Origin of the sequence: Mesorhizobium sp. M1004, from assembly GCF_040318795.1 — a bacterium.
Taxonomy (GTDB): Bacteria; Pseudomonadota; Alphaproteobacteria; order Rhizobiales; family Rhizobiaceae; genus Mesorhizobium.
Genome location: NZ_JAMYNB010000001.1, coordinates 685,270 through 698,444, shown reverse-complemented (window position 1 = coordinate 698,444; position 13,175 = coordinate 685,270). Strand labels below are relative to the sequence as shown.

The following is a 13,175-nucleotide window of genomic DNA, read 5'->3' as shown; positions in this document are numbered from 1 at the left end:
ATTCGCCGCCTTTTATCGTGCCAGTGGGACGGTGAATTCGCCTCCGGCGGACTCACCCGACAGGGGAGAAGGAAAAATCAGCAGGGGCCGTCCTCGACGACGCGGTAGTCGGCGGCACGGGCCTCGCAGGCGTTGGGAAAGGTGCGCAGCTCGCCATGGCGGCGGGCGCAGACCGGGGCGTATTCGCGCGTGCAGAATGTCGGCTCTTCGCCGCCACCACCGCCGTCGCGGCAAGGGCCGTCGCGAACGATGCGGTAGCCTTCCCGTTCGGCAAGGCAGGCATTGGCGAAGGTCTGGCGGTCACCGCCGCGCCGCGCGCAGACCGGCTCGTATTGCCTGGTGCAGAATTCCGGTTCCGGCCGTGGCGGGCGCGGACGTGGTCCCGGCCCGTCATCGACGACGACGGTGCAGGCCGCAAGAAGACCCGACAGGAAGAGAATAATAAAACCCTGGCGCGAGAAGATCGTCGCAAGAAATCTCATGAATATGCCTCCCTCGAGCCCCCCGTCCCCGGCGCAAAACGCGCCTGCCGATCCTCGCCATTCCCTTGCCAAATGCAACCCCCGTTTGCGGCGCGGGAGCCATGCGATGCCCGGCCCGCGCATTGCTTTGGCCCTGGACCAGACCGCTGGACCATGCGTGGCCGGGCTCTGGCTGATGAACTCTTAAGAACCCAGGTTTATCGAAGCGCCTTCGTTGGGATGCGTCGATGGACGCGGCCCGCGGCGCTATCTTGCAACGATCACGTTTCCGTGCGATAAATTTTGTGTTCGGGCATTTGCGACCCGGAGAGCGGAACGTTTTGGACGACCTTTCCCCGATACTGTGAATCTCTGACGGCCCCGTTTTCGGCGGGGGGTTTTACCATGCGCAAATGCAGGACTGCCGAAGCAACCACCGGGACTTGCCCACGATGCCAGGCGGCGGGCAAACCACAAGACTGACACGGGTGAAGGAGTTTCCCCAATGGCCCAGACCGGCACCGTTAAATTCTTCAACGCGACCAAAGGCTTCGGCTTCATCACGCCCGACGGCGGCGCCAAGGATGTGTTCGTCCACATTTCCGCGATCGAGGCCTCGGGCCTGCGTACCCTCGTCGACGGCCAGAAGGTCACCTTCGACGTTGAACCCGACCGCATGGGCAAGGGTCCGAAGGCGGTCAACCTCCGCGCGGCCTGAACCGGCGGTGCCCGCGCGCCCGTCAGGGCGCTCGAAAAAGCACCTAAAGCGTGTTTGAACCGGCTTTGTCAGCCGTCCAGAGTTTCGAAGGCGCGACGTTTCCCGTTGCGCCTTTTTCATGACCGCCGTCGCCGGAGGCAAAGGACGCTTTATCGGTCAATGCCGTGGCTGATCGCCGGAGCAATCGTCTGGCGCGAATTGCCTTCGGTGCCACGATCTATTTGACCAGCCTTCAGCGTTGCCGCCGTCGCCAAAACTTTCTCTTGCCGATAGCGCTAAAATAAAGGACAAATTTCCCTTCGGGCATTTGCCGGCCCGAAACTGGACTTTATGGGATCAAAGGGAGCTTCCCATGCCGCAGACCGGCACCGTCAAATTCTTCAATCATGCCAAAGGCTTCGGCTTCATTACGCCCGACGACGGGCAGAAGGATGTCTTCGTTCATATTTCGGCCGTGCAGGCTTCGGGTCTTTCCGGTCTGGAGGATGGACAGAAAGTGACATTCGACACCGAGCCGGACAAGCGCGGCAAGGGTCCGAAGGCCGTCAACCTGTCGGTCGGCTAAGCTGGCTCAAGACAGTCCGGACGGAGATTGACGAGGCGGAGCGCCTTGCGTACGCGCTTGGTTTTGCCGCAAGAACTGGATCGTATCAGCCAATTCCGTTCAGCCCCCGTTCAGCCACGGTCTTCTATTAATCGTCCCCTAGGCTGGACCGCATCCCCGAAAACTATCCGGGCCGGCACGAAGGAGACCAAAATGAATCGCATTTTCAAGACCGCCATCCTGGGCGCCGCTCTGGCCGCGACCACCCTCGCCACCTTGCCTGCCGCCAATGCCAAGGACTGGAACCGCTGGCATCATGGCCATGGTCGTCATCATAATGGCGACGCGCTTGCGGCCGGTGTCGTCGGCCTTGCGGCCGGCGCTCTGATCGCCGGTGCGCTGAGCAACCCGCAGCCGCGCTACAGCAGCTATGACGACGATTACGACTACCGCGAAGTGCGGCCGGCGCCGGTGCGCCGTTACTATGCCGAACCGCGGGTCGTCTATGCCGACCGCTATGCCGAGCCGTGGACCCGCGACTGGTACGAATACTGCTCGGACCGCTACCGGAGCTTCAATGCCCGCAGCGGCACGTTCACCGGCAATGACGGTGAGCAGCATTTCTGCGTCGCGAATTGAGCTTCCCTGTCCCACAAAAAGCGCTGACCGCAAGGCCAGCGCTTTTTTTCTTGGCAGAAAGACATCGCTAAGTCAGGAAGGGATTGGTCCGCCTTTCCTCGCCAAAGCGGCCACCCGGGCCGTGGCCGCAGATGAAGCCGATCTCGTCACCGAGCGGCAAAAGCTTGTTCTTAATCGAGGCGATCAGCGCCGCATGGTCGCCGCCCGGCAGGTCGGTGCGCCCGACCGAGCCGCGAAACAGCACGTCGCCGACATGAGCGAACTTCGCCGCGCGATTGTAGTATACGACATGGCCGGGCGCATGGCCGGGGCAGTGCAGCACCTCGAACATATGTGAGCCGAACGAAACCGTCTCGCCCTCTGCGAGAAACCGGTCGGGCACGCAGTTGCGCGCCCCGGCAATGCCGTAGCGCTGGCCCTGGTTCTCGAGATTGTCGAGCAATAGCTTGTCGGCTTCGTGCGGGCCGATGATCTCGATGCCGAGTGCTTCCTTCAGCTCCATGGCGCCGCCGGCGTGATCGATGTGGCCATGGGTGATCCAGATCGCAGCGGCGGTGATCGCATTGTCCTTCAGCACCGCCAGCACCTTGTCGATGTCGCCGCCCGGATCGACGACGACGCCATGCTTGTCATCCATGTCGAACAGGATGGTGCAGTTCTGCTGGAAAGGCGTGACCGGCACGATGCCGGCATTGAGCTGACCCATGATTGTCCTTTCGCTGTTCCAGCGTGATGTAGAGGCGCGGGCGAAGGCCGTCCACTGCTGAAAGGCAAACAGTCCGTCCTAAAACAGAAATGGGCGGCCCAACGGCCGCCCATTTGACGAAGCCTGAGTCTCGAGCAATTCCAGGAAAAGTGTAAAGCGGTTTTCCGTCCGGAATTGCGTAAAACAACAAACTAGATCATTCGCCGTGAAACGGTGAATGATCTAGAGGCTTACTTCTTCATCGCGCCCATGACCGCACCGATGATGCCGGTCAGGATGGCGCCGCCGCCGGCGCCGCCGAGCAGGTTTTTGAGGTTCAGCGTATCACCCAATCCGCCCGCTGCCGTGGCAGCCGCTGCCGGGTCGGCCGTACCGCCGAGCAGGCTGCCGAGGATCGCCGCGCCGCCGACGCCGCCAACGGCGCCGCCGAGGATTTTGGTCAGCTGGCCCATCGCCGCATTCTTCAGCGCAACGCCGACCGCCTGACCACCGACAACACCTGCAATTACCTGCACAACGAGCGCAATGAGCGTATTCGTATCCATGTACCTAGTCCCTCCATAGCTGCCAGCCTCCCGGGCCGACACCATCATGAGACGCTGAATTATACGAAAGTCAAATGCACAGATGCTGAAATAAAGGGGCCGGCCTCAAAACCGCCCCTGCTTGCGAAAAAAGCTGTGACTTTCGTTATTCTGCGGCTATCGCATGCTTAGGTTGCACCGCAGCAGAATAGTCGTTCATCAAAGTCTTGGCGATCTCGCCGACCTCGAATCGGTAGGGACCGATCTCGGAGACCGGCGTCACTTCCGCTGCCGTTCCGGTGAGGAAGCACTGTTCCAAGCCTTCGAGTTCCTCAGGCATGATGGCGCGCTCGACGACTTCAAGGCCGCGGTCCTTGGCGAGGCCGATGACGGTGCGGCGGGTGATGCCGTCGAGGAAGCAATCGGGCTTCGGCGTGTGGATCTTGCCATCCTTGACGAAGAAGATGTTGGCGCCCGTTGCTTCGGCGACCTGGCCGCGCCAGTCGAGCATCATGGCATCGGCATAGCCCTTGGCCTCGGCGGCATGCTTGGACATGGTGCAGATCATGTAGAGGCCGGCGGCCTTCGACTTCGACGGCGCGGTGCGCGGATCGGGCCGGCGCCATTCCGCCAGATCGAGACGGATGCCCTTGAGCTTCTGCGCCGGGTCGAAATAGCTCGGCCATTGCCAGATGGCGATGGCGCAGTTGATGCGGCTGTTCTGCGCCGACACGCCCATCTGTTCGCTGCCGCGCCAGGCGATCGGCCTGACATAGGCATCCTGGAAACCCTGCTTCTTCAGAAGCGTGGTCGAGGCGTCATTGAGCTCGGCCACGGAATAGGGAATATTGAAGCCGAGCAGGCGCGCCGATTCATGCAGACGCTCGGTGTGCTCATTGAGCTTGAAGATGGCACCGCCATAGGCGCGCTCGCCCTCGAAGACGGCGCTGGCATAGTGCAGGCCGTGGGTCAGCACGTGGATCTTGGCGTCGGCCCATTTGACGAACTCGCCGTTGATCCAGATGAAGCCGTCCAGTTGGTCGAAGGGAACGGATGCCATGGAAACCTCCCGCGGGCGGCGACCCGCATATCATTGGTGTTGTTTTTGTTGCGCGACAGCCGCGTCGGGCGGCCCTTGAAGCGTAAGCGGAGAATCGAACTCTGGCAAACTCAGGAAGTTCCGGAAAAACCGCACTCCCTTCCCTTTTCGTTCGCAATCCGCCCAAAAGCTTGCCAAAAATTACCATTGCAGGGGAATTACGTCAATAGTACTGACATATTCCCTCTATGGACGGAGAAATGATGACGGATCGAAGCCCAGCTGCCGGAAAACCGATCAAGACGCCGATCACCGACGAGGACGGCATCGACTTCGCCATCATCGAACTGTTCTTCTTTGCGTATCGCGATTTCACTTCCGATCCGGACCAGATCCTGGCCGATTACGGCTTTGGCCGCGCCCATCACCGGGTGCTGCATTTCGTCAACCGCCGGCCGGGACTGACGGTCGCTGAACTGCTCGACGTGCTCAAGATCACCAAGCAGAGCCTGGCGCGGGTGCTCAAGCAGTTGATCGACACCGACCATATCGTGCAATTGCAGGGTCCGCGCGACCGCCGCCAGCGGGAGCTCTATCCGACAGCCAAGGGGCGCGCCCTGGCGCTGGCCCTGGCGCGGCCACAGTCACGCCGCATCCGTGCTGCATTGGAAGATTCCGGAGCCAGCGAGCGTCCCTTGATCGAACGATTCCTGGAAGCCATGGTCAATCCGGAACTAAGGGCGCAGATCGACATTGTGCCTGCAAACATGTCAGGGAAAAGCCATGGAGACCATTGAGAGGGTGGACCAGCCGACGGCGCCGGACGATGACGCGCCGCATCTGCTTGTGGTCGACGACGACACCCGCATTCGCAATTTGCTCAAGCAGTATCTGACCGAAAATGGTTTTCGCGTCACAGTCGCCGGAAATGCCGGCGAGGCCAGGCGAAAGCTTGCAGGACTCGACTTCGACCTCCTTGTCCTCGACGTCATGATGCCCGGAGAGACCGGCGTCGACCTCACCAAGGCGCTGCGGGCGGAGAAGAACGTACCGATCCTGATGCTCACCGCGCTATCGGAAACCGACAGCCGCATCACTGGGCTCGAGGCCGGCGCCGACGACTATCTGCCCAAGCCCTTCGACCCGCGCGAACTGATCCTGCGCATCAATAACATTCTGCGCCGCGGCGGCCCGGCGACGACGCCCAAGGTCGAGCAGCTGGTCTTCGGCCCCTACACCTTCCAGATCGCCAGGCGCGAGCTGAAGCGGGGCGGCGAGGCGCTGAAGCTGACCGACCGCGAGCAGGAGATCTTGGCGATCTTTGCCGCGCGGGCCGGCGAAACGATCCCGCGTCACGAGCTTGTCGGCGACGATTCGGAAGTCGGCGAGCGCACCATCGACGTCCAGATCAACCGCCTGCGCCGCAAGATCGAGCGCGATCCGTCCAATCCGGTCTGGCTGCAGACGGTGCGCGGTATTGGGTATCGGCTTAGCGTGGAATAGAATGCCGCTGACGGCCGCCCTTGGCCATAGATGTGTGGCCATCGACCAGCGGCCATCGACCAGCGGCCATTGACCCAGCGAAAGGACAAATGGCGACCACGCAACTGGAACGGCCGGAACAGGGCGGCTTTGGCGCGCGCGTATCACGCGCGCTGAAAGCAATGCCGCGTGCCTGGAAGCGGTTCTGGCGGCTGGTTGCGTTCTATATGCCCAAGCGGCTTTATGCCCGCTCGCTGATCATCGTCATCGCGCCGATGATCCTTCTGCAGTCGGTCGTCGCCTTCGACTTCATGGAACGCCACTGGGCAACCGTGACGCAGCGCCTGTCGCAGGCCACCGTGCGCGACATCGCCGCGATCATCGACATGATCGAGACCTATCCGCACGATGGCGACTACGCGAACATCATCCGCATCGCCCAGGACCGCATGCAGTTGAAGGTCGACCTCTTGCCGCCCGACCCGTTGCCGGCGCCTGGACCCAAGCCCTTCTTCTCGATCCTTGACGACGTCCTTTCCACCGAGATCACCCGCCAGATCAACCGCCCGTTCTGGATCGACACGGTCGGCAATTCCAACATCGTCGAGGTCCGCATCCAGCTCGAGGGCAAGGTGCTGCGCGTCTTCGTGCGCCGCAGCCAGGCCTATGCCTCCAACACCCACATCTTCCTGATCTGGATGGTCGGGACGTCACTGGTGCTGCTGACGATTGCCATCCCCTTCCTTCGCAACCAGATCCGGCCGATCCTGTCTCTGGCCGAGGCCGCCGAAAGCTTCGGCAAGGGCCGGCCGATGCCGCGCGATTTCCGCCCACGCGGCGCCGAGGAGGTTCGCCGGGCCGGCTTTGCCTTCATCCAGATGCGCGAGCGCATCGAACGCCAGCTGGAACAGCGCACCGCCATGCTGACCGGCGTCAGCCACGATCTCAGAACCATCCTCACCCGCTTCAAGCTGCAGCTGGCGCTGGCCGGCGGCAAGCCCGAGACCAAGGCCGCGCTCAACCAGGACATCGACGACATGCAGTCGATGCTGGAAGGCTATATCGCTTTTGCCCGCGGCGAAGCGTCGGAAGATGCCGGCCATTTCGATCTCGAGGCCTATTTCCAAAAGCTCGGCGAGGAGGCGTCGCTGCACAAGCGCAAGCTATCGACCGTGCTTGCCGGTGATCCGGACGTGCATGTGCGCCCGCACGCTTTCGCCCGGCTGTTGTCCAATGTCGCCGGCAATGCCTTGCGCTATGCCAAGACGGTGGAGATCAGCGCCGATCACGGCCGCGGCTCACTCGTCGTCACCATCGACGATGACGGTCCGGGCATCCCGCCGGAAAAGCGCGAGGACGTGTTCAAACCGTTCGTGCGGCTCGACGAGGCGCGCAACCTCGACGCCAGCGGCACCGGCCTTGGTCTCTCTATCGCCCGCGATATTGCCCGCAGCCATGGCGGCGACATCATGCTGGAAGACAGCCCGCTCGGCGGCCTGCGGGCGGTGATCAAGGTGCCCGCCTGACCAAAGCATGATCTGGAAGTCGGGCTCGGCCAAAAACCACCTTCATCCGCGCGTCATGAAACCATGGTCAAGAGCGCGCATGAAGCGCGCGACCTCAGTTGATTCGGCTCAGCCGCCTTACTTCGACCTCGTGCCTGCCCGGGTGCGGTGGAGCGAAGCGAGGGCAGCCGGGCCGTACCGCTATCGCATCAAGGCAACCGTCGACCCGAGCAAAGGACCGCCATGCGCATCCTGATGGTCACCGACGCCTGGCGGCCGCAAGTCAACGGCGTCGTCCACACGCTGGAGCGGCTCACCGAAACGCTGAAAACCTTCGACGTTGCGGTCGACTTCCTGACCCCGAACATCTTTCGCACCTTGCCGTTGCCGACCTACCCCGACATCAGGCTGGCGCTGACCACGCCCGGCCATGTCGCGCGGCTGATCGAGGCTCGCAAGGCCGACCATATCCATATCGTCACCGAAGGCCCGCTCGGCATCATGGCGCGGCGCTATTGCCGCAATGCTGGCCGTCCCTTTACCACCAGCTATCACACCCGCTTTCCCGAATATCTCAGCGCCCGCCTGCCGGTGCCGGAGAGCTGGGCCTATCGCTGGCTGCGTGATTTCCACAATTCGGGACAAGGCACGCTGGTCGCCACCCAGTCGCTGGCGGAGGACCTTGCGTCGCGAGGCTTCACCAAGCTCAGGCCGTGGACGCGGGGCGTCGACACCGATCACTTCCGCCCGGACAAGAAGAAGGACCTCGGCTTTCCCGGCCCGGTATTCCTGTGCGTCGGCCGCGTCGCCATCGAGAAGAACCTGAGCGCCTTCCTCGATCTCGACCTGCCCGGCAGCAAGGTGATCGTCGGCGAAGGACCGGAACTGGCTAGGCTCAGGGCGAAGTACCCGCAGGCGCACTTCCTCGGCCATCGCCCGAACGATGAGCTGGCCGAGATCTACGCCTCGGCTGATGTTTTCGTTTTCCCCAGCCGCACCGACACGTTCGGCAACGTCATCATCGAGGCGCTGGCCAGCGGCACGCCGGTGGCCGCCTATCCGGTCACCGGACCGATCGACATTGTCGGCGACGGCATCGGCGGCGCGGTGTCGACCGATCTGCGCGAGGCCTCGCTCGCCGCGCTCAATGTCGACCGCGCCGAGGCGCGCGAACGCGCCATGCGCTACAGCTGGAAAGCCTGCGCCGAAATGTTCATGGACACGGTCGAAGAGGCGCTGAGCACAAGGCGCAAGCTGGCCGCCTGACGCAATCTTCCTAAAACAACCTGCCGCCGTCCGGCACCTTGCGCTCGATGGCGCCAAGGACCACGGCGCCTTCCTCATCAGGGAAGCCGAGCGTGAGCACTTCCGACATGAACGGACCGATCTGGCGCGGCGGGAAATTCACCACCGCAAACACCTGCCGTCCCACCAGCGTTTCCGGCGCATAGTATTTCGTGATCTGTGCCGAGGATTTCTTCACGCCGATCTCAGGGCCGAAATCGATCTTCAGCTTGAAGGCGGGTTTGCGCGCCTCGGGGAATGGCTCGGCCTCGACGATCGTGCCGGCACGGATGTCGACACGATCAAAATCGGCAAAGCTGATCTCGGGCTTGCGCGCGCTGCTCGAACTCATGGAAGCTCAAGCGTTGCCATAGGTCTCGAACAGGACGCCGGCCAGCGCATCCTTGGCCGAGGTTCCCGACCAGACAACGAACTGGAAGGCCTGGAAATAGCACTCGCAGGCTTCAAGCGCCGACGACAAAAGCACCTCGACCTGCTGGCTCGACGGTTCGACCCCGCCGGCGAGCAGCAGTGACTGGCGAAACATGATCGCGCCCTCCTGCTCCCAGAGATCGAAATGGCCAAACAGCATCTGCTCGTTGATCAGCGACAAAAGCCGCATCACTTCCAGCGCGCGGGCTTCCGGCACCTTGATGTCGAAAGCACAGGCCAGATGCAGCGCCTCGAAGTCCTCCATCCACGAGAAGGAGACGTGATAATCGGTCCAGCTGCCGGCAACCGAGATCGAGATTTCGTCATCGCCGGCCCGTTCGAAGGACCAGTCATTGTTATGGGCGACCTGCTCGATGACATCCACCGGATGGATTTCGCGGGAGAATTCGAGTTCGAGAAGTTCCATGGAATGCTTCCTGTGTTCAGGGGAGCGCCACACGCTCCGCGGGGCACACACGACGAACAATTTGTCTTGAACTCGGACGGCCAGGACTTCACGACACAAAGACCCCGGACCGGACCCCACCGCCCGGCCGCATGACCCTGCTCCGAATCATGCAACAAATTCAGTCTATTGATCGGGAGTCGCGTGAACAGCCTAATTTTTCGCACTGCGTCATCAGCATGTGGAAAGGCGCTGTCACAAAGATTCATGCATTGCCGGTAAACGATTCACGGCAAAGCACTTTTTCGGATTGTGCTTTGTGGAAAAGTTCAAATTTTATTTTTTTGCTTTGGGCTTTGCCGCAGCCGCAGGTGCGGCCTGTCCGGTCAATTCGGCAAGCCTGGCCTCGAGCGCGTCGATGCGGGCGGCCAGCCTGGTGTTTTCTTCGCGGGCCTTGGCAGCCATGTCGCGGGCAGCCTCGAACTCCTCGCGCTGCACCACATCCATGGTGTTGAGGATGCGCTCGGCCTGCCCCTTGAAGGCAGTCTCCACCTCGCGGCGCACGCCTTGTGCGGCACCCGCGGCATCGGTCATCAGCTTGGCGAATTCATCGAGAATGCGGTTCGGTCCGGTCGACATGGCAAATCCTCGCTTGCTGGAATTGACGTAGTGGCACTGCCTGCGGAATGCAAGAACGTTGAAGCTGGTGCGGCTTCATGTCGGACGCGATTTGGCTCACGGTCCGGCCGACAGATTGCTATTATCGCAAATGGATTCTTGGAACGACGGTTGCCGTGACGGACAGTGCGGACTTGGAGAAGCGCTTTGCAGCACTCGATGCAGCACTCGCAAAGGGCATTTCGGATGCCAGTGCGGGCCGGGTCTAGCCTGGCGACGAGGTGCTGGACAGGCTTGAAGCCAAATACAGGGCAATGGCAGAGAGAACCAAGTGAAGTTACTGGTCTTCACAGACCAGCGGCCTAGTTTTCCTCACGACTTGCTCCAGGCAAGAGTCACTCTCATTCAGGATCAACCAATGGCAACGCCCCCGCGCCGACCGACCAATCCGATGGAAGCCGCTGAAGCGGCCTTCAAGCCGGTCAAGAAACCCGCGCCTCCCATTCGCGAACCCTCCGCCGCACCAAACGTTCGCGAGCTTGTCTCGATCAGGATCGATCGCGCCGTGCTCGACCATTTCCAGGAAGATGGCCCCGGCTGGCAAGACAGGATCAACGATGCGCTCAGGCAATTGGTCGCCGGCAAGCCGCAGGGTTGAGCCCATTATCTCTGACGATCAGGCTGTCGTCACCTTGCCTTGACCCCGCCAAAACCCTGCCGCATGGTCCGCGCCCTAACGCGAGCCCTCCCAGGAGATCCTGTTGAACGACTATTTCCCGCTGCCGATGGCGTCGCTGTCCTTCCCCAACATCGACCCGATCCTGGTTCAGATCGGCCCGCTGGCTGTGCACTGGTACGGCATCGGCTATATCGTCGGCATCCTGTTCGCCTGGTGGTACGCCAAGCGGCTCGTCACCAACACAAGGCTGTGGCCTGATGGCGTCTTGCCGATGAAGCCGATCGACCTCGACGATTTCATCGTCTGGGCCGCCGTCGGCGTCGTGCTCGGCGGACGCACCGGCTATGTGCTTTTCTACGATTTAAAGCGCTATATCGACCACCCGCTCGACATCTTCGCCGTCTGGCAGGGCGGCATGTCGTTCCATGGCGGCCTGCTTGGCGTCATCCTCGCCATGACGCTGTTTTCCCTCAAGCGCGGCATCCGCACCTGGACGCTGTTCGACGTGGTGGCAGCCGGCGTGCCGGTCGGGCTCGGCCTCGTCCGCATCGCGAACTTCGTCAATGCCGAACTCTGGGGTCGCGTGACCGACGTGTCGTGGGGCGTCGTCTTCTGCAACGAGCGTCTCCAGCAGACCGTGGCGGGTTGTGTCGCGGGCCTGGAGCCTCGCCATCCGAGCCAGCTCTACGAAGCGCTGCTCGAGGGCGCGGTGCTGTTCCTGGTCCTGCGCTTCCTCACCCATTCGCGGCTGAAGCTGAAGACGCCGCGCTTTGTCGGCGGCGCCTTCATTTGCGGCTACGGCCTGTCACGCATCTTCGTCGAGTTCTTCCGCGAGCCCGACCAGCAGCTCGGCTACCTCCTCGGCGGCTGGCTCACCATGGGCATGGTGCTGTCGCTGCCGATGGTGCTGGCCGGCATCTGGGCGATGGCCACAGCCAAACCGGCGCCGCAACCACAGCCGGCATGACACGGCTGAAGACCCGCATCGTCGACCTGATCGGCGCGCTCGGCCCCCTCCCCGTCAACGAGTACATGGCGCTCTGCCTGTTCGATCCCAGCGACGGCTACTACACCACGCGCGAGCCGTTCGGCGCCGCCGGCGACTTCGTCACCGCACCCGAGATCAGCCAGATGTTCGGCGAACTCGTCGCCGTCTGGCTCTATCAGGCCTGGCTGGCGATCGGCCGACCCCTGCCGGTCACCATCGCGGAGATCGGGCCTGGCCGCGGCACGCTGATGAAGGACATGCTTCGCACCCTGACGCGGCTCGATCCGGCTATCGCCGCCGGAGCCTCCTTCGCCCTGGTCGAGACCAGTCCGCGGCTGACTGAAATCCAGAAGCAGACGCTTGCCGAAACTTCGGTTGAGCTCGGCTGGCACGAAACCATCGCCACACTACCGCAGGCGCCGTTGCTGATTGTCGGCAACGAATTGTTCGACGCTGTGCCGATCCGCCAGTTCATCCGCGCCGGCGCCGGCTGGCGCGAACGGGTGATCGGCCTCGATGTCTCAGACGAGTTGAGCTTCTTCGCCGGCGCCGGCTCGGTCGAGGCGACGCTGCTGCCGGAAGACGCCGCCGAGGCGCCACAAGGCTCTATTTTCGAAATAGCACCGGCCCGCGCGGCACTGATGGCGACCATTGCCGAACGCATAGCCGACCACGGCGGCGCCGGGCTGTTCCCCGATTACGGCCATCTCCAGCCCGGTTTCGGCGACACATTGCAGGCCGTGCGCAGGCACGCCCCCGAAGATGTGCTGGCCAATCCCGGCGAAGCCGATCTCACCGCCCATGTCGACTTCGCTGCACTGGCCGCCGTCGTGCGGGCGCATGGCCTCGATGTGGAATTGGCGACGCAGGGCGACTTTCTGCTTGGCATGGGATTGCTTGAGCGAGCTGGCCAGTTGGGCAGCCAGGCAAGCCAAGAGGCACGACAAACCATTGCCGATGCCGTCGAGCGCCTGGCCGGACTCGACGGCATGGGCACGCTGTTCAAAATCCTGAAAATACTGCCGCATCAGCCAGTCTGACCCTCAGAGATCGTTACAAGCCGTCCCGCGACGCCGCCTATGGTCGCATGCCTGCTTTTGGCCAATGCAAAGTCGACGCAGCAGCACTGTCGCAATCACTCGGCCGAACT

The 13,175-nt window shown here is 62.4% G+C and carries 17 protein-coding genes; 10 read left to right on the top strand and 7 right to left on the bottom strand.

Going from position 1 to position 13,175, the window contains the following annotated elements:
- Positions 1 to 77: 77 nt before the first annotated feature.
- Positions 78 to 482 carry a Kazal-type serine protease inhibitor domain-containing protein gene (locus tag NKH54_RS03395; RefSeq protein WP_023695788.1) on the bottom strand — a complete coding sequence of 135 codons (405 nt, stop codon included), beginning with the start codon at positions 480 to 482 and terminating at the stop codon, positions 78 to 80.
- Between the two features lie 484 nt (positions 483 to 966).
- Here NKH54_RS03395 and NKH54_RS03390 point away from each other — a divergent pair, with 484 nt between their 5' ends.
- The 3 genes from NKH54_RS03390 to NKH54_RS03380 all read left to right on the top strand — a co-directional run bounded on the left by NKH54_RS03390 (position 967) and on the right by NKH54_RS03380 (position 2,362).
- Positions 967 to 1,179, top strand: a complete 213-nt coding sequence (locus NKH54_RS03390) for a cold-shock protein (RefSeq protein WP_006202520.1) — start codon at positions 967 to 969, stop codon at positions 1,177 to 1,179.
- A gap of 352 nt (positions 1,180 to 1,531) precedes the next feature.
- Positions 1,532 to 1,744 (top strand): cold-shock protein, encoded by a 213-nt coding sequence (locus NKH54_RS03385; RefSeq protein ID WP_023672019.1) that lies wholly within the window; start codon positions 1,532 to 1,534, stop codon positions 1,742 to 1,744.
- Between the two features lie 192 nt (positions 1,745 to 1,936).
- On the top strand, positions 1,937 to 2,362 hold the full coding sequence (locus tag NKH54_RS03380; protein WP_023672020.1) for a BA14K family protein: 426 nt from the start codon (positions 1,937 to 1,939) through the stop codon (positions 2,360 to 2,362).
- A 67-nt stretch (positions 2,363 to 2,429) separates the two neighbouring features.
- Here the strand turns inward: NKH54_RS03380 and NKH54_RS03375 are convergent, their stop codons facing one another.
- The 3 genes from NKH54_RS03375 to NKH54_RS03365 all read right to left on the bottom strand — a co-directional run bounded on the left by NKH54_RS03375 (position 2,430) and on the right by NKH54_RS03365 (position 4,652).
- Positions 2,430 to 3,068, bottom strand: coding sequence for an MBL fold metallo-hydrolase (locus tag NKH54_RS03375; protein WP_023695789.1), 639 nt, complete (start codon positions 3,066 to 3,068; stop codon positions 2,430 to 2,432).
- Between the two features lie 230 nt (positions 3,069 to 3,298).
- Positions 3,299 to 3,613, bottom strand: a complete 315-nt coding sequence (locus tag NKH54_RS03370) for a hypothetical protein (protein WP_023672022.1) — start codon at positions 3,611 to 3,613, stop codon at positions 3,299 to 3,301.
- Positions 3,614 to 3,758: 145 nt separating this feature from the next.
- Entirely contained in the window at positions 3,759 to 4,652 is an 894-nt protein-coding gene (locus NKH54_RS03365) for a branched-chain amino acid aminotransferase (protein ID WP_023695790.1), read from the bottom strand.
- A gap of 242 nt (positions 4,653 to 4,894) precedes the next feature.
- Between NKH54_RS03365 and NKH54_RS03360 the strand changes: the two genes are divergently transcribed.
- The 4 genes from NKH54_RS03360 to NKH54_RS03345 all read left to right on the top strand — a co-directional run bounded on the left by NKH54_RS03360 (position 4,895) and on the right by NKH54_RS03345 (position 8,884).
- Entirely contained in the window at positions 4,895 to 5,428 is a 534-nt protein-coding gene (locus NKH54_RS03360; RefSeq protein ID WP_023683723.1) for a MarR family winged helix-turn-helix transcriptional regulator, read from the top strand.
- Positions 5,415 to 6,134 carry a response regulator gene (locus NKH54_RS03355; RefSeq protein WP_023672025.1) on the top strand — a complete coding sequence of 240 codons (720 nt, stop codon included), beginning with the start codon at positions 5,415 to 5,417 and terminating at the stop codon, positions 6,132 to 6,134. The genes NKH54_RS03360 and NKH54_RS03355 overlap by 14 nt, the downstream gene beginning before the upstream one ends.
- Positions 6,135 to 6,223: 89 nt before the next feature.
- Complete coding sequence (locus tag NKH54_RS03350) at positions 6,224 to 7,639, top strand: ATP-binding protein (protein ID WP_023672026.1); 1,416 nt, start codon at positions 6,224 to 6,226, stop codon at positions 7,637 to 7,639.
- A 222-nt stretch (positions 7,640 to 7,861) separates the two neighbouring features.
- A complete protein-coding gene (locus NKH54_RS03345) occupies positions 7,862 to 8,884 on the top strand; it encodes a glycosyltransferase family 4 protein (RefSeq protein WP_023683722.1) in 1,023 nt (340 codons plus the stop codon).
- Between the two features lie 10 nt (positions 8,885 to 8,894).
- On the opposite strand, the gene NKH54_RS03340 is transcribed toward NKH54_RS03345, so the two are convergent.
- The 3 genes from NKH54_RS03340 to NKH54_RS03330 form a co-directional block, all read right to left on the bottom strand.
- Entirely contained in the window at positions 8,895 to 9,254 is a 360-nt protein-coding gene (locus tag NKH54_RS03340; protein ID WP_023672028.1) for a tRNA-binding protein, read from the bottom strand.
- A 6-nt stretch (positions 9,255 to 9,260) separates the two neighbouring features.
- Positions 9,261 to 9,761, bottom strand: coding sequence for a type III secretion system chaperone family protein (locus NKH54_RS03335; RefSeq protein ID WP_006202532.1), 501 nt, complete (start codon positions 9,759 to 9,761; stop codon positions 9,261 to 9,263).
- A gap of 315 nt (positions 9,762 to 10,076) precedes the next feature.
- Positions 10,077 to 10,379: an accessory factor UbiK family protein gene (locus NKH54_RS03330; RefSeq protein WP_023711152.1), complete on the bottom strand. Its 303-nt coding sequence runs from the start codon at positions 10,377 to 10,379 to the stop codon at positions 10,077 to 10,079.
- Positions 10,380 to 10,776: 397 nt separating this feature from the next.
- Between NKH54_RS03330 and NKH54_RS03325 the strand changes: the two genes are divergently transcribed.
- From NKH54_RS03325 to NKH54_RS03315, 3 genes are all read left to right on the top strand, one after another.
- Positions 10,777 to 11,016 carry a BrnA antitoxin family protein gene (locus NKH54_RS03325; protein WP_023683720.1) on the top strand — a complete coding sequence of 80 codons (240 nt, stop codon included), beginning with the start codon at positions 10,777 to 10,779 and terminating at the stop codon, positions 11,014 to 11,016.
- A gap of 103 nt (positions 11,017 to 11,119) precedes the next feature.
- Positions 11,120 to 12,004, top strand: coding sequence for a prolipoprotein diacylglyceryl transferase (gene lgt, locus NKH54_RS03320; RefSeq protein ID WP_023672032.1), 885 nt, complete (start codon positions 11,120 to 11,122; stop codon positions 12,002 to 12,004).
- Positions 12,001 to 13,065, top strand: a complete 1,065-nt coding sequence (locus NKH54_RS03315) for a class I SAM-dependent methyltransferase (protein ID WP_353027708.1) — start codon at positions 12,001 to 12,003, stop codon at positions 13,063 to 13,065. Before lgt ends, NKH54_RS03315 begins: the two co-directional genes overlap by 4 nt.
- Positions 13,066 to 13,175 lie beyond the last annotated feature (110 nt).